The sequence below is a fragment of the Acinetobacter sp. ANC 3882 genome (assembly GCF_022549545.1).
In the GTDB taxonomy this organism is placed as follows: Bacteria; Pseudomonadota; Gammaproteobacteria; order Pseudomonadales; family Moraxellaceae; genus Acinetobacter.
This window is the reverse complement of record NZ_JAKZGB010000009.1, coordinates 111,774-130,992: the sequence shown is the minus strand read 5'-3', so window position 1 is coordinate 130,992 and position 19,219 is coordinate 111,774. Positions and strand designations below refer to the sequence as shown.

Genomic DNA, 19,219 nt, shown 5'->3' with positions numbered 1-19,219 from the left:
ACTATTTTAAATTTTGGAGAAACAGCTAACAGGCCAATAGATATCTAAAAATACTAGATTGACATATACATGTTTATTTACCTAACTGATCAAAACTATAAAGCGCATTAGAAAAAGGGATAATTTGATTGACCATACGTTGCCAACGTGTTAAACCAGTCGCATCAATGTAAACGATATCATTTTTTTGCATCGAGAATTGATTTGCTAGTGCTAGGTTTCCTAAACTACTTAAATTCAGTTGATAAATTGTTGAATGTCTATTATCTAAATTAGTACGCATTACATAAATACGTGCTGCGCTTGCTGTATACGGATTAATCCCTTCACTTTCACCAAGAACATCACTGAGAGTCATGCCTTGGTCACGTAATGGAAGAGCTTGATTCTTACTAGATTCACCCATAACGTATATTTTTTGGTTCTGTTTGGTATTTACAAAAACGGTATCATTAGGTTGTATTAACAATTTATGTAATGATAAACCATTTTTTTCTAATGCGACTATATTTAAGTTATAAGTAGTGCCATTACGAATGAGTTGGACTGCTGTATTATCGCCTGTCTCTGGGTTAATACCACCTGCCATACTAAGTGCCGTATATAAGCTAATGGGCTGGTCATTCAGGGTGTATTGCCCACTCTTTATCACTTGACCATTAACGAAATACCGATTTCCTTCATAAGACAATACTCGAACAATAACATCTGGATTTTTTAAATATTTTGCAAATTGGTTTTTGATATAAGAATTTGTTTCTGCTAGCGTTTTTCCTGAGGCACGAACCTGCCCTATTAATGGAAGAAAAATATTTCCATTGCTATCAATGGTATAACCATTAGTTCTGACATTATTCCCATCTTGAAGGGGAGGAGTGATTTCAGGATAGGCCCAGAGTTGAATAGATAAGATGTCACCAGTATTTAAGCGATATTGATTGTGAGGTTGGTGGAATAAAGCGGACACACTATTTTGATTGGAAGAAGACATTGGGGCGGTAAAAGAAGGTGTGTTCGCTTGAGTCAATTGCACAACGGTTATATCTGCTCCTTGATCAGTTTTGTAAGATCCTTCTGTAGGAAGATCATGGGTTTGAAGCCCTGAAGTAATTGCACAACTAACAGTACTTAAGCTGATTGTAAGAATTGAAAAAAGTTGGTAATACTTCACATGAAACCCTTAGATAATCTTATTTTTTCATTGATATCTATTGCTATGTAGTACATTACACATAGGTAATGATGAACCATAAGCAAAAAATACACTAATAGGCCTAATTTTATCTCAAAATTTTAAAAAAACATAATGATCTTTTTGCTAGAATGCAAAAACTTATTTGTGAATAAGGTCAGTTGCAAAAGGAGCCTTTAATCAAACGAGATTTTTTTTTTTAATTGTTATAGCATAATGAGATCGTTTTTTAGAGTTCTGAAGCAGCTCAAAGGAAAGCTGTAAAAGTCTGCTTTTTAAGAGAGTATTCTAAAATTTAGATGTTTTTGAACTTTAATTTTTGATTCTGGTTTTGAAAGAAATTAATATGATTTATTCAGTGTTTTTTAGTGTTTTTTCAAGACTAGGCTTGTTAGTTTTAACCTTTATCGCGGTGAAATATTTGCCTACCATCGAGTATGGTGAATTTTCATACTTTTTAAATATTTTAAATACTTTTATTTTGATAGCAACGGCTGGTTGTGGTGTGTCCACAAATATAGCATTTTCTAAAAATTATAAATCGAATGAAAGTTATTGTTATAATGTGTTAGGTTTTAATGTTCTTGTTATTCTAATACTGTCATTTTTTTTATGGTTGTTTTTTTTATTATTTTATTTTTTTGTAGAAAGTAGTATTTCTATTACGTTGATTGCTATTTTAAGTTTTTTGTTGTTTGTTTTCTCAAATATAAACTTACTTATAGAGAGTGTTTATATGGGGATTGGTGACTTTAAGCAGTTGGCATTAAATTCTATCTTGATTTTGATTTTAACAGTTTCTCTTTCTTATTTTATGATAAGTAATTATTATATTTGGGGGGCTCTAATTTCTTATTTTGGTTATAAGTTTATTTCATTTTTTTTAAATATGGCGAAAATTAGAATAAGTTGCAAAAAAATAAAATACAACTTAAATTCAGTAGAGGGTATTGTAAATTTTAAGGAAATAGGCCTGCCATCTTTAATGTCCTCATTAATGGTTGCGCCAGTAATTAGTTTATCTATTACAATCGCTCTTATGTTTACAAGCTATAAAGAAATGGCGTATTTTAATTGGGTTTATCAAATTTATTTGGTCGCTATATTTATACCAAGTACATTAGGAGGATTTTTTCTACATAAACTTTCGAATTCTATAAGTACTATTAATCAGACAGTAAAAAAGCTTGTGCTTCTAAATTTTTTCTTTTCTATAGCTGTTGTTTTTATTTTGTTTTTTTTGAAAAAATACATATTAACATATGCTGGTGAAGATTTTATAATTCATGCTTCTAGTGTTTATAATTTTATGTTGTTAGCTGTGGTGTTTTATTCATTAAACTCTGTTTTTTCAAGTGTTTGGCCAAGCTTTAAAAAAGCTTGGGTAGGTTTTTTTCTAAACTTTATTTGGGCATTTTCTATATTAATAGTAACGTTTCTTGGAAGCAAACATTGGGGGGTGGATGCTTTGGCAATTGCATTTTTTAGTTCTTATTTAATTTTATTTATTGTCCAATTTATATTATACTATTTCTTGAAAGAAAGTTTGAATAAAGGTTTAGTCTAAATGAAGAAAGAAATTGTATTCTTTTTGCCTGAAGGATCTATTAATGATGCGACTGAATATTATCTTAAAATATTATATTTAGGGTTTAAAGATTATGGTTTTAATGTTATTTATTGTTCAAATCTTAAAGATTTACCTGCATCTGATTATATTTTAACTATAGAAGCGAAGCAATTTTTTTTAGCAAAAATAAAATTCCCTAAAGCAAAAATAATTAATTGGTTTCAAGGCGTGGTGGCTGAAGAAGCATATGTGCTTACAAAGTCAATTGCACGGAAATATGTATGGCATTTTTATGAGTGGTTTACGCTAAGATTTTCTTTTTTTAATATTGTTGTTTCTAAAAAAATGCTTGAATATTTTGAAAAAAAATATAAAGTTTCGATCGAAAGAGATAGTTTTATTATGCCTTGTTTTAATAAGAAATATGATAAAGGTATCTGGAGCAGAAAAAAAATAAGCGATGCAAGTTTTGTTTATGCTGGGAGTTTAGCTGCTTGGCAATGTGTTGATGAAATGCTGGAAATATATTCTCATATTGAAAAAAATCTAGAAAATTCTAAAATTACTCTTTTAACAAAAGACCGTGATAGGGCGCTTGAGTTAATAAGTCAATATGATTTGAAAAACTATGATGTAAGATATGTGCCACTGGCTGAATTAGAGGATGAATTGATTCAATATAAGTATGGCTTTTTGATAAGAGAAGATCATATTGTAAATCAAGTTGCGACACCAACAAAAATGAACTCTTATTTGGCTGCAGGAATAATACCAATTTATTCAAATGTTATAGATGATTTTAATAGGAATTTATCTAATTATACCACTCTAGTTAGACATGAAAATCAGGTTCCAGGCTCTTTAGTAACTGACCAGATTCTAAGTATAGAAAGAATGGCAGGAGGCGATTTTTCTTTAAAATTTAGAAAAGATTTGGATGAGATTTTTAAAAACTATTATAATGAAGAAGTGTATTTGTCTAAATTCAAGTCTTTCTTAAAAAAAAGATTAGTTAATTAAATTCTAATCTTAATATTATTTTTTGTTGAGAAGTTAAAATGAAAATCCTATATGTGATTACTCAGTTAGGTGTAGGTGGTGCTGAATCTGTGTTAGTTTCTATGGCTAATACAATGATAGGACTTGGCCATGATGTTGAAGTTGTAAGTTTATTAAATATTAATAAACAAAATTTTGACGAGAAAGTTACTGTTCATTTGCTAGATTTAAGGCACAATCCTGTTTCATCATTAATACAATTTAGATCAATTTTATCTAAGTTTCAACCTGATGTTGTTCATAGTCATTGTCTGCACGCCAATATTGTGACTCGTCTTGTACGTGTTATTTACCCTATGAAAAGATTGGTCACAACTGCTCATAATACATATGAGGGGCAGGGATTAATTATGTCAATATTTAAATATACAAATTTTTTGTCAAATAAAATAACTAATGTAAGTACAGATGCAGTACAGGCTTTTGAAAATAATAAATATGTAAAACCATCGCAAATGAATGTGATGTTCAATATTATTGATATCCATAAATTCGAATATTCATCAGATATCAGAGATGAATATAGGAATATATTTGGTGTTCATGAAGATGATTTAGTTGTAATAGCGGTTGGATCAATGAAAGATTCTAAAGATTATCCAAATTTATTAAAAGCTATTCAGTTGTTGACAGAGGATGAGTTAAAAAAAATTAAAGTATTCATTGTTGGTGATGGACTACTTATGGCAGAAACCCAGCATTTAGCAACAACATTAAATATTGAATCATATATATCTTTTTTAGGTATCCGCAATGATGTCAACTCTCTATTAAATATGGCAGATATTTTTGTTTTATCCTCTAAACATGAGGGATTGCCTACCGTTTTGGTTGAAGCCGCAATGGCAAAAAATGTGATTGTAAGCACGAATTGTGGAGGCGTAAATGATATCTTGCCTAATTTTGATAATGTTGTGAATATTCAAGATGCAACGGCTTTGGCTCAGAAGCTTTCTGAAGTGATGAGGCTTTCTAAAGAGGAGCATCTACAGCAGAGCGAAGCAACTTACTCATATGTTAAAGAGAGGCTTGACCCTCAAAAAATTGCAAAAGAATGGTTAGAAATATATCAAGCGTAGAATAAAATGCTATAACCATCTTTTGATAATGCCCATTTTGTTTAGCTAGAACAGATCTCTTATGAAACGTTCTAGTTCATAATCAAAGCTAATAGCATTCATATTCAACATATCTAAATACCCTGCTGAGAAAAATAGATAAATAAAAACAATGTTCATTAAAAATAAAATGGCTAAATCTTGCAATTTATCTCTAGATACTAAATATATTAATATGAAGGGATAAAAAGAACTAAATAATCGTCCGGAAGCTGGAAAGATAAAGTAGCTAAAAATATAAAAAGTTAATCCTAGTAAAACCCATCCATATAACCTTTGGTCATATCTGTTGCCCCAGAAATAGATATAGATTAAGAGAAACAAGTGTAATAAAAATGAACCTCCTCCACGGCCTTCATTTAGTGTGTTGTAGAGATCTGCCTGTCTAAAGCCGATCATATACATTAAAGAGATAGAAAGTAGTGAAAAAATAATTGTTGTTAATGATGTAGATAGAATAATTTTTGTTTTTTCTTTATGTTGCAAATATAGTTCATAAATTATATATATAGGCGTTATGATAAAGAATACTACATGTATAAATGGCAAAATGCATGATAAAATAATTCGATTTCGTTGTCTCTTAATAAAAAAGAAAATCATCAAAAAGAAGGCTGTTGCTAAGCCTTGTCTTTGTTGAAAAAGCTGAGGAAAAATTAGGAACGTATTAAAAAATAATAAGGATGTAGCTAAAAAGAAAATAACAATATTTTTAGATTTTTTTATAACAAGTATAAAGTAAATGGAAGCAATGAATATACTCATGCAAATCGGAAAAAATTCTGGGTAATTGGAAAAAAGACCAGCGATTTGAGAAAATAATGGTTCATTAACAAGTTGTTTGAGTGGATCTTCACTTTTCAAGAAAGTATCATAGTTCTTAGCATAGATCAGATAAACATCTCTATCACGAAACCAATCGTTTGGAAGATGCCAAAGAACAAATATATAAATTAATAAAATAGAATATGAAATAATACAATATATCGCATGCTTGTTGGAGGAACGATTCATTTGTATAGAAAAACTTAAGAGATTTCGGTTATTCTATTGGGTTTTTAAGAAAAAACATAGCTTTAAGTTTTAATTTAAATCTACCTGTTTCATAGTTTGGCGGTATAATGCAATTGCCAAAATCTTATCTTGGAAAGGATTTATATCGTAAAAGCCTTAAAGGTAGGGGCATAAAGTACTTTTTTTAGTTGGTTGTATATGATTTCAATAGGTATTCCTTTTTACAATGCTGAAGCATATCTTGAAGATGCAATTAAATCAGTATTAGCTCAAACCTTTCAGGAATGGGAGCTAATATTGGTTGATGATGGATCCATAGATGGCTCACTGAACATAGCAAAAAAATTTGAGCAGCTAGATGCTAGAGTGCGTGTTCTTTCAGATGGTTTGAATAAGAAGCTCCCAGCTCGTTTGAATGAAATTATTAGTGAAGCAAAATTTAATTTGATTGCTCGAATGGATGCTGATGATTTAATGGATGTTGAGCGATTAGAAAAACAATATGATTTTTTGATTAAAAACCCTGAATATGACTTAGTTACTACAGGTATGTACTCTATAGATCAGCATAATAAGGTCTTAGGGAAAAGATTGCCAGAAAATCGAATCATGCAAGCGGATGAGATTCTTGGCGGATTAACCAATTTATTGCATGCATCTATGCTCGCAAAAAAGCAATGGTGTTTACGAAATACGTATAGAGAAAATAATGCGTTGGCTGAGGATTACGAATTATGGCTTTCTGCTGCTATAAAAAATGATTTAAAATACTATGTGTTGCAGGAGCCGCTTTACTATTATCGTGAGGTGGAAAATGTAAAAAAAGAGAAGATGATTAAAGGGTATAATACACAAATAGAAGTAATCAATAGATATTATTCTAATGTTATTTCTAATAATTTGAAAAATAAAATAATTCTTAAATTTGAGCTGAAGAAAATTATTGTGAAAATATTTAATTTCTTTAATTTAATGTTTATTCTACAGATGCGTAGAGTAAACAATATCACTGTTTCTGATCAGGTGCGTTATAAAGCAAATTTAGATAAAATTTTAAGTGTTTAACATGATAGTTGATAGTAAAAGAGTTGTTCTAATCGGAAATACAGCATCTAGTTTGCTGGGATTTCGCTTGGATATGATCAAGCAGTTAATTGGCTTGGAATACGAAGTTTATACTTTTACTAGTGAGTATTCTTTCAATGAACTTGAGCAATTAAGAGAATTAGGTTGTATCCCGATTACCTATCAAATGAGTCGAGGTGGTGTCAATCCTTTTGCTGATTTAAAAACACTTATTGAGTTAAAGTCTAAGATCGCTCAAATTCAACCGAGACTTGTTTTTTCATATTTTACTAAACCAATTATATATGGATCATTGGCGGCGAAACTAAGCCATACTCCGAAGATTATAGGAATGGTTGAAGGGCTAGGAACCCCATTTACTATTCATAAGAATGGACAAAGTTTAAAAGTTAAACTTATTCGTTTTATACAAATTTGCCTATATAGAATAGTTTTTCCTTTTTTAGATAAGATTATTTTTTTGAATCCAGACGATCCTGTAGATTTGATTCAAAAGAATAAAATTGGGCATAAAAGTAATTCAATCAAAATTTTAGGACCTATTGGTCTTAATTTAGATGAATATTCATATACAGAATGGAATGAGGCGGAGCCAATTTCATTTATTTTTATTGCCCGCTTATTAGCAGAGAAGGGAATTTATGAATATATTGAAGCTGCTAAAATTATTAAAAATAAATACCCGCAAGTAATTTTCAAGATTATTGGCGGGCTTGATAAGGAAAATCCATATGGTTTAACACAAAGCCAGCTTGATGAATTAGTGAGCTTAAATATTGTAGAATACGCTGGATTTGTAACAGATGTAGCACAACGTATAAAAAATACATCAGTTTTTGTTTTACCTTCATATTACAGGGAAGGTGTTCCGCGCAGTACTCAAGAGGCAATGGCTATTGGACGTCCTGTAATTACCACCGATGTGCCTGGTTGCAGGGAAACTGTTGTAGATGGTGTGAATGGTTTTCTTGTACCAAAGTGGAATGTTCAAGTATTAGCTGATAAAATGTGCTATTTCATCGAGCATCCTGAACAGGTCAATATTATGGGGCGACAGAGTCACAGGATTGCTCAAGAAAAGTTCGATGTAAATAAAGTAAATGAAAAACTATTTGAAATTATGGGTTTAAATGCTGAAAATGAAAAGACTCGTTGATATTGTTGTTGCATCAATAGCAATTCTACTTCTTAGTCCTGTTTTTATTTTTGTTGCTTACAAGGTTCGTAAGCATTTAGGTTCACCTATCTTTTTTTGCCAAGAACGACCTGGGAAGAATGGTAAAATCTTTAAAATGGTCAAATTTAGATCAATGAAAAATGCATTAGATGCGCAAGGTCATTTTTTACCAGACGAGCAGCGTATTACACCATTTGGCCAAAAATTGCGCGCAACAACGCTTGATGAAATGCCACAATTATTCAATGTCTTAAAAGGCGATATGAGTATTGTTGGACCTCGCCCACAAATGCCAGAATTTCTTGACTATTACACTGCGGATCAAATGCGCAGACATGAAGTCAAACCTGGTATGACAGGACTCGCCCAAGTCAGTGGACGAAATAATTTATCGTGGGAAGAAAAGTTTGATTTAGATGTTCAGTATGTGGAAAAACATAACACAATATTGGATTTTAAAATCATGTTGAAAACCGTTGATGTTATGATGAGCAGAGAAGGGATAAATGCACCTGATCAACAAGTTGGGGCAAGTCGTTTCACTGGTTCAGAATCTCAATCAAGTTCTATTGTAAAGTAAAGATTTTTAAATATGATCAAAAAAGCAATTTTACCTGTCGCAGGTTTAGGCACACGTTTTTTACCTGCAAGTAAGTCCATTCCGAAGGAAATGGTGACCGTTGTAGATCGTCCTGCGATAGAGTATGTGGTGCGTGAAGCAGTTGAAGCAGGTATTGAACAAATTATTTTGGTCACTCATTCATCTAAGGCATCAATTGAAAATTACTTTGATCGTAACTTTGAGTTAGAAACGACTTTAGAGCAAAAAAAGAAATTTGATCTGCTCAAGGAAATTACCGATATATTACCCAAGCATGTCAGTGTCGTGAGTGTTCGCCAACCACAACCACTCGGATTAGGCCATGCGGTACTCTGCGCGAAAGATATTGTGGGTGATGAAGCCTTTGCGGTGTTATTACCCGATGTGCTGGTCAAGAACCAAGCCAGTGATAACGATCTGTCATTGATGATTCAGCGTTTTGAGCAGTCGCAAGCAGCACAAATCATGGTAGAAGCAGTGCCTGACAATCTCGTTGATCAATATGGTATTGTGGATGTGGCAGTTGCACCGCATGAGGGTGAGAGTATTAAGATGCAGGGTATTGTTGAAAAGCCTGCTGTGGGTACTGCTCCTTCAAATCTATCCGTTGTTGGCCGTTATATTTTACCAGCCCAGATTATGGGGCTTTTAGAAAACACCCCTCGAGGAGCTGGAAATGAAATTCAGCTCACTGATGCCATCGCAGCATTGCAACAATCGGAAGCTGTTGAAGCGTATCGTATGAAAGGGCAAACCTTTGATTGTGGTAGTAAGCTTGGTTATCTAAAAGCTGTATTACACTATGGTATTGAGCATCCAAAATTGGGCGCAGATTTTAAGGGTTTAATTCAAGAATTGGCCCTCTAGTTCAGGGCATGTGGTTATGAAAGTTGCAATCTTTGGTAATACTTTATATGCAGGCGTGATGTCTGCATTATTGTCTGAATCTGGGCATTTTGTTTATTGGTGTTCTCATCTCAACAGACGAGCAGATGCCCAGCAATATTCATTTCATGATGAAAATGTAAGTCAATTATTAGAAAAACAATTGAATAGTGGTTTTCTTCGCTATAGTGATTTGGACGGAATTCCTTTAGATATTGATGTCTATCTATTTAGTTTTAACCAGACACAAGAAGCAGAAGTTTTCCAACTTTTACAATCTTTAAGACAACGTCCAATCATTCATCCTAAACTCATGATCAATGCTTCAACCTTTGGTTTGCATGGTACTGAGAAGTTTCAACAGATATTGTCAGATGATGACTGGGTGTATTTACCCGATACGATTCAAGAGGGCAATGCATTACAGAGTCTAACTCAAGCAAAGCAATTGATCGTTGGATGTACGCCTACTGAAGTTCAGGTCAAAATAAGAGAACTGTTAAGACCCTTTTTCCCGTTGGAACATCAGTATTTGTTTATGCCGATTTTAGACGCTGAGTTTACCAAACTGAGTATTTCTGGCATGTTGGCGACACGGATCAGCTACATCAATGATTTGGCGGTTGTGGCAGAAAAACTTGGGATTGATATTGCTTCGGTTCGTCAGGGTATGGCAGCAGATAGCCGTATCGGCTCAGCTTATTTAGCGCCAGGTGCAGGTTTTGGTGGTGAAAATTTTTCTCATGATATCTTGACCTTGTCGAACACCGTTGCAAATACTGGGGTGAAAAGCCAGCTCCTTGCTCAAGTTTGGGACATCAACGAGCAACAAAAAGAAATCCTGTTCCGTAAGTTCTGGAATTACTACCATGGTGATTTACAAGGAAAATCAGTTGCGATTTGGGGTGCCTCTTTTAAAGAAAATACATCCAGTATTCAACAGTCTCCAATTCACCAAATGCTTGCAGCACTCTGGGCGCAAGGGGTAACAGTTCATTTGCACGATCCACAAGCTTTAGATGAAATTAAACTGATGTATGGGCAGCGTGATGATCTAATTCTTTGCGAAGACCAGTATGATGCAGTGAAAAATGTGCATGGCCTCTGTGTGCTAACAGCATGGAAACAATACTGGAGTCCAGAGTTTAAACAGCTTGAGCAGCTCATGGCACATCCTTTAATTTTGGATGGTCGCAATATTTATGATCCAGACTATGTCAAAGCACAAGGTTTTGCATATATGGGAGTGGGGCGTTAAAGATGGTCAAGCAGATTCAGCCCTTTGCAGTAAAGGAGCATAGCTCGGTGGTAGAGCATCTGTCATCATTGCAACAGCAATTGAAAGATACTCATCTCAAACAATTATTTGCAGCTGATCCAGCACGTTTTAAACATTTTTCGGTTGAATATGACCAGATTGTTTTAGATTTTAGTAAGCATCGCCTTGATCAGGATGTTTTAAATAGCTTGGTTGATTTAGCTCAAGCACAAGATTTAAGACAATGGATCAAAACACTCTTTTCTTCTGAGCAGATAAATTATACCGAGCATCGTGCAGCGATGCATTGGGCACTACGTCTGCCTCAATCTCATTCCGATTTTACCGAGATTAATCAAGCAGTGCATCAGCAGCTTGACAGCATGTATAGCTTGGTTGATAAAATTCATGCGGGTCAGTACCGTGGTGCGACGGGTGAAGTCATTCAGGATGTGGTCAATATTGGTGTGGGAGGATCGGACTTAGGTCCTGTGATGGTTACCCATGCATTGTCTGATTTTAAGGTGACAACTGCAAAGCCTTTGGATGTGCATTTCGTTTCGACTATGGATGGCAGTCAACTGTCTGAATTGCTGCATCAGCTTCGACCTGAAACGACTTTATTTATTATTTCTTCAAAGTCATTTGGCACGATTGACACCTTATCGAACGCACAAACTGTGCGCCAATGGTTGGAAAAAGCCTTAGGTACAAATGCGGAAATTCTAAAAAATCATTTTATTGGTGTTTCGACCAAACCTGAAAAGATGACGGAATGGGGTATCGCAGCAGATAAACAGCTGTTGTTATGGGATTGGGTGGGTGGTCGTTATTCACTGTGGTCATGTATTGGTTTACCGATTGCACTGACCATTGGGGTTGATGGTTTTAAGCAATTATTAGCTGGTGCTTATGCCATTGACCAGCATTTCCAAACGGCACCATTTCAGCAAAATATTCCTGTCTTGATGGGCTTATTAGGTGCATGGAATAATAATTTTCTGGATATTCAAACCCATGCAGTCTTGCCTTATGATGGGCGACTCAAGTATTTTGCGGCTTATTTGCAGCAGCTAGAAATGGAATCGAATGGTAAGTCGATTCAGCGTAATGGTGAGAAGGTAAAGTCAGCAACGTGCCCAATTGTTTGGGGGGAAGTAGGACCTAATGCGCAGCATGCCTTTTATCAACTGCTGCATCAGGGGACACATTCTGTCAGTTGTGACTTTATTGCACCAGTAAAACGTTATAATGCGAATCAATTTACCTATGCGGAAAGCGCAGAAGCCTTGATCGAGCAGCATCATCTTGCTTTATCGAACTGTTTAGCTCAGTCACGTCTTCTCGCCTTTGGTAATCAGGCATTGGCCGCTGATGAACTAGAAGATTTACCCGCGTATAAACAATACGAAGGCAATCAACCGAGCTCAACCATTTTACTCAAAGAGCTCAATCCTTATAGCTTAGGGATGTTGATTGCCATGTATGAGCATAAAGTGTTTGTGCAATCGGTATTGTGGAACATCAATCCTTTTGATCAATGGGGCGTTGAAAAAGGCAAGGAGATTGCCAATCAACTGTTACCTATTTTAAACCGTGAGCAAGATGATCTATCAGCATTTGATGCATCTACTCAAGGTCTGCTTAAAATATTGCTAGGAAAGACAAATGGCTAAGATCTTAGTGACGGGTGGTGCTGGCTATATTGGCTCACACACCTGTTTAGAGTTGCTTAATGCAGATCATGACGTGGTTGTATTTGATAATTTATCAAATAGTTCTGAAGAAGCTTTGCGTCGAGTACGGAAATTGACCAATAAGGCTTTGGTCTTTGTACAAGGTGATATCCGTAATCAAGCTGAATTAGATCAAGTTTTTCAAGCGCATCAAATTGATGCCGTGATTCACTTTGCAGGTTTAAAAGCTGTTGGAGAGAGCCAGCAGATTCCATTGGCTTACTTTGACAATAATATTGCAGGTAGTGCTCAGTTAATGCAGTCGATGGAAAAAGCAGGTGTATTTAGGTTGGTGTTTAGTTCATCAGCAACGGTATATGATGAAGCCAATAGTTCTCCGTTAAATGAAGATATGCCGACTGGAATGCCAAACAATAATTATGGTTATACCAAACTGATTGTTGAGCAAATGCTGCAAAAACTTGCACAGGCAGATGCACGGTGGTCGATTGCTTTGCTTCGTTATTTTAATCCAGTCGGCGCTCATCAAAGTGGCCAAATTGGTGAAGATCCTCAAGGAATTCCAAATAATTTAATGCCTTATTTGACTCAGGTGGCTGTAGGTCGTCGTGAGAAACTGTCGATTTACGGTAATGATTATGACACGGTCGATGGCACAGGGGTCCGTGACTATATTCATGTCGTGGATTTGGCAAATGCACATTTATGTGCCTTAAATAATCGTCTTTCTGCTCAGGGCTGTCGTGCTTGGAATATTGGTAGGGGGAATGGTTCATCAGTGTTAGAGGTAAAAAATACTTTTGAGCAGATTAATGGTGTACCAATTGCTTTTGAATTTGCTCCACGTCGTGCCGGCGATGTCGCTACGTCATTTGCTGATAATACCCGTGCAGTAGCAGAGCTTGGCTGGAACCCACAATACACTTTAGAAGATATGTTGGCAGACAGCTGGAACTGGCAAAAGCAGAATCCAAATGGCTTTAACTGAATAGAATCCAAATAAAAAGGAGCTTCGTGCTCCTTTTTATTTGGAATAAATTAACCCTGAATTAAAGCGGTTAATTCATCCACATAGTGCTGCATCGGTTGCGGATTTTGATCGGCACGGCTTTCGATATTTAAGCGTAACAATGGTTCTGTATTCGAGGCACGTACATTTAAGCGCCATGCACCAAAATCGAGGCTGACACCGTCGGTGCGATCAACCTGAGGATTCTGATCTGCATAATGGTCAAAGATTTTTTGTACGGTGGCTTGCGTATCCGCCACTTTAAAGTTGATCTCGCCACTACATGGAAACTTGGCAATCATATTTTCAACTAAAGTTGAAAGCGATTGACCTGTTTCAGAAAGCAGGGTGATTGTGAGTAACCATGGAATCATGCCGCTGTCGCAATAGGCAAAATCACGGAAATAATGATGCGCACTCATTTCACCGCCATAAACCGCATTATGTTCACGCATGACATCTTTAATGAAAGCATGCCCAGATTTTGACTGTACCGCAATGCCTTGATATTGATCGACAATATCAAAGGTATTCCAGACCAAACGTGGGTCATGCACGATTTTCTCACCTGATTGTTTGATCAGGAAGGCCTGTGCCAATAAACCAACGATATAATAGCCTTCGATGAATTGACCTTTTTCATCAAACAGAAAGCAACGGTCAAAGTCACCATCCCAAGCAATCCCCATATCAGCCTGATGTTGCAGCACTGCATCACAGGTACTGTCGCGGTTTTCAATCAGAATTGGATTAGGAATACCATTTGGGAAAGTCCCATCTGCTTCATGGTGAATTTTAATGAACTCAACTGGAATACTCAGTTGCTGGAATTTTTGTTCAATTCCATCAATCACATGACCTGCTGCACCATTGCCTGCATTGACCACTAGTTTGAGTGGTTTAATTTTTTGTGGGTCAATATAAGTGAGTAGGTGATCCACGAACTCAGGCAAAATATTGTAGTTTTGCGTTGTACCTTTTTGCGCCACCTCTACAAACTGGCCTGATTCAGCTAGTGCCTGAATTTCTTTTAAGCCTGTTTCCGCACTGATGGGACGGGCATTTTCACGCACCAGTTTCATCCCGTTGTAATCCATTGGATTGTGGCTGGCAGTCACTTCAATACCACCTTGTACATCTAAATGGAAGGCAGCGAAATATACTTCCTCTGTACCGGTCATACCCAAATCAAGCACATTGATGCCTGCATCATTCAAACCACGAATGGTGGCCTGTTTTAAGCCTTCGCTACTTAAACGGATATCACAACCAATCACGACGGTTTTAGGTTGATAGATCTGTCCATAGGCACGACCAATGTTATAGGCAATCTCTTCATTGAGTTCTGTACCGAGTTTGCCACGAATATCGTAGGCTTTAAAACAAGTCAGTTGAGTCATATTGTTCAATTCATAGTGATGTGATTTGAGTTGTGAACACATTATACAGATATCGCCAAGAAGTCATATTTATAGTTCTTTATCGGGTGATCTGAGCTGAGTTTGACTCCGAATAGTTGCCATAAAAGGCCGTGAAGGCAGATGTTTTATCAGACTTTAGTCGAATGTGAAATAAGTAGAGTAACGTAACAGGTTTGATTTAGCTTAATTATTATTGGTAATACCAATTATTTTCATTTTAGTAGGGTTGATCCTGATAATTCATGTAATTAAGATGCGTAAATATTGCAGATAAGTATGATTTGCTTTTTTTATTAAATATTGGTCATACCAATATTGAGGAAATTCGTTAAACATCGAAGTGAAAACAAAATGACGCCCAGCATTTCAAGGAGATGAGAATGCTAAATGTGTGGCAACAAATTTATGACCCTTTAAATAATATTTGGTTATCCAGCGCAGTTGCGTTGATCCCGATTATTTTCTTCTTTTTGGCTTTAGCCGTATTCCGTATGAAGGGCAGTGTGGCGGGAACATGTACCGTGATTATTGCCATGTTGATTGCTTTATTCTTTTATCAAATGCCCGTCGAGATGGCATTTGCTTCTGTTGTTTATGGTTTTATTTACGGTTTGTGGCCGATTTCGTGGATTATTATCGGTGCCGTTTTTCTATATAAAATTTCAGTAAAAACAGGGCAATTTGATGTCATTCGCTCCAGTATTTTATCAATTACCGAAGATCAACGCTTACAAATGCTACTGGTGGGTTTCGCCTTTGGTACTTTTCTTGAAGGTGCGGCAGGTTTTGGTGCACCTGTAGCGATTACCGCTGCCTTATTAGTCGGACTAGGCTTTAAACCACTTTATGCCGCAGGTCTTTGTCTGATTGTGAATACTGCACCTGTGGCCTTTGGGGCGATGGGGATTCCGATTATTGTGGCAGGGCAGGTATCTGGTGTCGATACCATGGAAATTAGCCAAATGGTGGGTCGCCAGTTGCCGTTTTTAACCATCATCGTGCTGTTCTGGATCATGGCGATCATGGATGGCTGGCGTGGCGTGAAAGAGACGTGGCCTGCGGTACTGGTTGGTGGGAGCGCCTTCGCCATTGCACAATACCTGACCTCGAATTTTCTAGGGCCAGAACTGCCTGATATTACCGCTGCGATTGCGTCACTGGTCAGCCTGACCTTGTTATTCCGTGTCTGGAAACCAAAGCATATTTTCCGTTTTGAGGGCGTAGAACCGCAAAGTGCAGCGTCAGCAGAGTATACGCCACAACGCTATAGCATCGCGCAGATTGCCAAAGCATGGTCACCGTTTATGATTTTAACTGTGATGGTGACCATTTGGAGTGTGCAACCGTTTAAAGCGTTGTTTGCCAAAGAGGGTGCTTTAGCGGACTGGATTTTCAAAATTGAAGTGCCGTATCTGCATAAGCTGGTAGAAAAAATGGCGCCGATTGTGCCTGAAACCACAGCTTATGAAGCGATCTATAAATTTGACTGGTTCTCTGCTACAGGTACGGCTATTTTCATTGCGGCCATCATCACCATCATTTTCCTGAAAATGAAAACGCGTGAGGCGGTCACCACCTTTGGCGAAACATTGAATGAATTAAAAACGCCAATTTATTCGATTGGGATGGTGTTGGCCTTTGCTTTTATTGCCAATTATTCAGGTCTTTCTGCGACTTTGGCTCTAGCATTATCACACACAGGTCATGCTTTTACTTTCTTCTCGCCATTCTTGGGTTGGCTGGGTGTATTCCTGACCGGTTCAGATACGTCATCGAATGCCTTGTTCTCGGCTTTACAAGCGACCACAGCCCAGCAAATTGGGATTCCAGAAGTGTTGTTGGTGGCAGCCAATACCAGTGGTGGCGTGACCGGCAAGATGATTTCACCTCAGTCGATTGCGATTGCCTGTGCCGCGGTGGGATTGGTTGGAAAAGAATCTGACTTGTTCCGTTTCACGGTAAAACATAGCATCATATTTACTGTCTTTGTTGGCATCATCGTCACGGTTCAGGCTTATCTGGTGCCGTGGATGATTCCATAACGCTAATCAAGGAAATGTGATGAGAATCTCCGATCAAGTGGTCATGAAGTTACAGGCACTCATTGAGCAGCGCCAGATGAAAAAAGGTGATCGTTTGCCTGCTGAGCGTCAGCTTGCAACTAGCTTGGGAGTGTCTCGTCCGTCCTTGCGTGAAGCGATCCAGCAGTTGAACAGTCAGGGCGTGCTCAGTAGCCGCCGTGGTGATGGGACGTATATCCAGCAATTGCCTGAACAATGGTCACAACAGTTGATTGTGAATCCAATCAGTAACTTGATTGAAGAAGATCCGCTGTACCGTTTTGATGTACAAGAAGCCCGATTGTTACTGGAAGGTGGAACTGCGTGGTATGCAGCATTGCGTTCTACGCCTGAAGATCGTGCCAAAATCCATCATTATTTTGATGAGATTAGCCGTCATCAAAATGCGGGAGATTCGGCTCAGGCCGCCGTTGCAGATGCAGAATTTCATCTGGCGATTGCAGAAGCCTCACACAATCTTGTGCTGATTCAAATGATGCGCGGCTTGTTTGACTTGTTGCAATACAACGTCTTACTGGGACGCAAGAAAGTTTATAACGATCCTGTCAATGGTGACTTGCTCAGTGAGCAGCATTTTCAGGTGATGGATGCGATTGATCGTAAAGATCCAGAGGCTGCACGCCAAGCGGTGTGTGGTCATATTGAATTTGTGATTAATCATGTACGTGCGCTGGACGAAGACGAAGCTCGCCAGAAACGTGCAACACGTTTAACTAGAGTTGATTCAAAATGATTATTTCTTCTGGCAATGATTATCGTGCTGCGGCACAACGTCGTTTACCGCCATTTTTATTTCACTATATCGACGGTGGAGCGTATTCGGAACATACCTTAAAACGTAATGTGCAGGATCTTTCTGAAATTGCCTTACGTCAGCGGGTACTGAATGACATGTCGGCACTCAGTTTGGAAACCAAACTGTTTAATGAAACCTTGTCGATGCCTGTGGCATTGGCACCTGTAGGGCTAACGGGTATGTATGCGCGTCGCGGTGAAGTTCAGGCGGCAGTGGCAGCGGATCAAAAAGGCATTCCATTCACCTTGTCGACGGTTTCGGTCTGTCCAATCGAAGAAGTTGCACCTGCCATTCAGCGCCCAATGTGGTTCCAGTTGTACGTGTTGCGTGATCGTGGCTTTATGCGTAATGCCTTGGAACGTGCTAAAGCCGCAGGGTGTTCGACACTGGTGTTTACCGTCGATATGCCTGTACCAGGGGCGCGTTATCGAGATGCACATTCAGGTATGAGTGGTCCAAATGCGGCAATGCGCCGTTATCTACAATCGATGTTGCATCCACATTGGGCATGGAATGTTGGGATATGTGGCCGTCCGCATGATTTGGGCAATATCTCGAAATACTTAGGTAAACCGACTGGACTTGAGGATTATATCGGCTGGTTAGGCTCTAACTTTGATCCGTCAATTTCTTGGAAAGATTTGGAGTGGATTCGTGAATTCTGGGATGGCCCGATGGTGATTAAGGGCATTCTGGACCCTGAAGATGCTAAAGATGCTGTGCACTTTGGTGCAGATGGTATCGTGGTATCCAATCATGGTGGGCGTCAGTTGGATGGCGTGATGTCTTCTGCGCATGCTTTGCCTGCGATTGCTGATGCGGTGAAGGGTGATCTGGCGATTTTGGCGGACTCTGGCATTCGTAATGGTCTGGATGTGGTGCGGATGTTGGCACTTGGGGCGGATACGGTGTTATTGGGTCGTGCCTTTGTTTATGCGTTGGCGGCGGCAGGTGGGCAAGGGGTATCAAACTTGCTCGATCTGATTGATAAGGAAATGCGTGTGGCAATGACGTTGACGGGTGCGAAGTCGATTCAGGAGATTAATGCGGATTGTTTGGTACAAGCCATTAAACAAGGTTTTTAAGCATAATTTGCTAAGTGATGTAGTTGTCACTGCCTCATCATTGGGTGACTTGCGTGTTTCTAGTGTAGAGGCGTTTGTCACTTTTGAAGGATCAAAAGTAACCAAAAATCCTCTATTCCGATGACGGTACTTCCCTGCTACCGCATCGGAACAGGCGGCATCCTTGCCGC

The 19,219-nt window shown here is 37.7% G+C and carries 16 protein-coding genes; 13 read left to right on the top strand and 3 right to left on the bottom strand.

Features of this window, described 5'->3' with window-relative positions:
* Positions 1-73 precede the first annotated feature (73 nt).
* Positions 74-1,171 (bottom strand): polysaccharide biosynthesis/export family protein, encoded by a 1,098-nt coding sequence (locus MMO42_RS15365; protein WP_241321183.1) that lies wholly within the window; start codon positions 1,169-1,171, stop codon positions 74-76.
* A gap of 352 nt (positions 1,172-1,523) precedes the next feature.
* Between MMO42_RS15365 and MMO42_RS15360 the strand changes: the two genes are divergently transcribed.
* The 3 genes from MMO42_RS15360 to MMO42_RS15350 are packed head-to-tail and all read left to right on the top strand — an operon-like array spanning position 1,524 to position 4,900.
* A complete protein-coding gene (locus MMO42_RS15360) occupies positions 1,524-2,759 on the top strand; it encodes a hypothetical protein (RefSeq protein ID WP_241321182.1) in 1,236 nt (411 codons plus the stop codon).
* Positions 2,760-3,782 (top strand): hypothetical protein, encoded by a 1,023-nt coding sequence (locus MMO42_RS15355; RefSeq protein WP_241321181.1) that lies wholly within the window; start codon positions 2,760-2,762, stop codon positions 3,780-3,782. It abuts the gene before it with no gap.
* A gap of 38 nt (positions 3,783-3,820) precedes the next feature.
* Positions 3,821-4,900, top strand: coding sequence for a glycosyltransferase (locus tag MMO42_RS15350; RefSeq protein ID WP_241321180.1), 1,080 nt, complete (start codon positions 3,821-3,823; stop codon positions 4,898-4,900).
* A gap of 45 nt (positions 4,901-4,945) precedes the next feature.
* Here MMO42_RS15350 and MMO42_RS15345 read toward each other — a convergent pair whose 3' ends face one another.
* Positions 4,946-5,953 carry an EpsG family protein gene (locus MMO42_RS15345; RefSeq protein ID WP_241321179.1) on the bottom strand — a complete coding sequence of 336 codons (1,008 nt, stop codon included), beginning with the start codon at positions 5,951-5,953 and terminating at the stop codon, positions 4,946-4,948.
* A gap of 198 nt (positions 5,954-6,151) precedes the next feature.
* Between MMO42_RS15345 and MMO42_RS15340 the strand changes: the two genes are divergently transcribed.
* Genes MMO42_RS15340 through galE form a run of 7 tightly spaced genes read left to right on the top strand, consistent with a single transcriptional unit; the run spans position 6,152 to position 13,645 of the window.
* On the top strand, positions 6,152-7,018 hold the full coding sequence (locus MMO42_RS15340; protein WP_241321178.1) for a glycosyltransferase family A protein: 867 nt from the start codon (positions 6,152-6,154) through the stop codon (positions 7,016-7,018).
* Between the two features lies 1 nt (position 7,019).
* Positions 7,020-8,195, top strand: coding sequence for a glycosyltransferase family 4 protein (locus MMO42_RS15335; protein WP_241321177.1), 1,176 nt, complete (start codon positions 7,020-7,022; stop codon positions 8,193-8,195).
* Positions 8,179-8,796, top strand: a complete 618-nt coding sequence (locus MMO42_RS15330; RefSeq protein ID WP_241321214.1) for a sugar transferase — start codon at positions 8,179-8,181, stop codon at positions 8,794-8,796. Before MMO42_RS15335 ends, MMO42_RS15330 begins: the two co-directional genes overlap by 17 nt.
* 12 nt (positions 8,797-8,808) lie before the next feature.
* A complete protein-coding gene (gene galU / locus MMO42_RS15325) occupies positions 8,809-9,684 on the top strand; it encodes a UTP--glucose-1-phosphate uridylyltransferase GalU (RefSeq protein WP_241321176.1) in 876 nt (291 codons plus the stop codon).
* Positions 9,685-9,700: 16 nt separating this feature from the next.
* Positions 9,701-10,960 (top strand): nucleotide sugar dehydrogenase, encoded by a 1,260-nt coding sequence (locus MMO42_RS15320; RefSeq protein ID WP_241321175.1) that lies wholly within the window; start codon positions 9,701-9,703, stop codon positions 10,958-10,960.
* Between the two features lie 2 nt (positions 10,961-10,962).
* Entirely contained in the window at positions 10,963-12,636 is a 1,674-nt protein-coding gene (gene pgi / locus MMO42_RS15315) for a glucose-6-phosphate isomerase (RefSeq protein WP_241321174.1), read from the top strand.
* Positions 12,629-13,645, top strand: coding sequence for a UDP-glucose 4-epimerase GalE (galE, locus tag MMO42_RS15310; RefSeq protein ID WP_241321173.1), 1,017 nt, complete (start codon positions 12,629-12,631; stop codon positions 13,643-13,645). Before pgi ends, galE begins: the two co-directional genes overlap by 8 nt.
* 50 nt (positions 13,646-13,695) lie before the next feature.
* Here galE and MMO42_RS15305 read toward each other — a convergent pair whose 3' ends face one another.
* Positions 13,696-15,066 (bottom strand): phosphomannomutase CpsG, encoded by a 1,371-nt coding sequence (locus MMO42_RS15305; protein WP_241321172.1) that lies wholly within the window; start codon positions 15,064-15,066, stop codon positions 13,696-13,698.
* 395 nt (positions 15,067-15,461) lie between these two features.
* Between MMO42_RS15305 and lldP the strand changes: the two genes are divergently transcribed.
* From lldP to lldD, 3 genes are read left to right on the top strand one after another with little or no spacing between them, the layout of a single operon-like run.
* Positions 15,462-17,129 (top strand): L-lactate permease, encoded by a 1,668-nt coding sequence (gene lldP, locus MMO42_RS15300; RefSeq protein WP_241321171.1) that lies wholly within the window; start codon positions 15,462-15,464, stop codon positions 17,127-17,129.
* 19 nt (positions 17,130-17,148) lie between these two features.
* Positions 17,149-17,901, top strand: a complete 753-nt coding sequence (gene lldR, locus MMO42_RS15295; RefSeq protein WP_277603356.1) for a transcriptional regulator LldR — start codon at positions 17,149-17,151, stop codon at positions 17,899-17,901.
* Positions 17,898-19,049: an FMN-dependent L-lactate dehydrogenase LldD gene (gene lldD / locus MMO42_RS15290; RefSeq protein WP_241321170.1), complete on the top strand. Its 1,152-nt coding sequence runs from the start codon at positions 17,898-17,900 to the stop codon at positions 19,047-19,049. The genes lldR and lldD overlap by 4 nt, the downstream gene beginning before the upstream one ends.
* The last annotated feature ends 170 nt before the right edge of the window (positions 19,050-19,219 follow it).

Coding starts and splice junctions, on each gene's coding strand:
- galE (WP_241321173.1), top strand. CDS start 12,629: ATGGCTAAGATCTTAGTGACGGGTGGTGCTGGCTATATTGGCTCACAC.
- MMO42_RS15345 (WP_241321179.1), bottom strand. CDS start 5,953: ATGAATCGTTCCTCCAACAAGCATGCGATATATTGTATTATTTCATAT.
- MMO42_RS15330 (WP_241321214.1), top strand. CDS start 8,179: ATGAAAAGACTCGTTGATATTGTTGTTGCATCAATAGCAATTCTACTT.
- MMO42_RS15340 (WP_241321178.1), top strand. CDS start 6,152: ATGATTTCAATAGGTATTCCTTTTTACAATGCTGAAGCATATCTTGAA.
- MMO42_RS15320 (WP_241321175.1), top strand. CDS start 9,701: ATGAAAGTTGCAATCTTTGGTAATACTTTATATGCAGGCGTGATGTCT.
- MMO42_RS15355 (WP_241321181.1), top strand. CDS start 2,760: ATGAAGAAAGAAATTGTATTCTTTTTGCCTGAAGGATCTATTAATGAT.
- lldP (WP_241321171.1), top strand. CDS start 15,462: ATGAGAATGCTAAATGTGTGGCAACAAATTTATGACCCTTTAAATAAT.
- MMO42_RS15335 (WP_241321177.1), top strand. CDS start 7,020: ATGATAGTTGATAGTAAAAGAGTTGTTCTAATCGGAAATACAGCATCT.
- lldD (WP_241321170.1), top strand. CDS start 17,898: ATGATTATTTCTTCTGGCAATGATTATCGTGCTGCGGCACAACGTCGT.
- pgi (WP_241321174.1), top strand. CDS start 10,963: ATGGTCAAGCAGATTCAGCCCTTTGCAGTAAAGGAGCATAGCTCGGTG.
- lldR (WP_277603356.1), top strand. CDS start 17,149: ATGAGAATCTCCGATCAAGTGGTCATGAAGTTACAGGCACTCATTGAG.
- MMO42_RS15350 (WP_241321180.1), top strand. CDS start 3,821: ATGAAAATCCTATATGTGATTACTCAGTTAGGTGTAGGTGGTGCTGAA.
- galU (WP_241321176.1), top strand. CDS start 8,809: ATGATCAAAAAAGCAATTTTACCTGTCGCAGGTTTAGGCACACGTTTT.
- MMO42_RS15305 (WP_241321172.1), bottom strand. CDS start 15,066: ATGACTCAACTGACTTGTTTTAAAGCCTACGATATTCGTGGCAAACTC.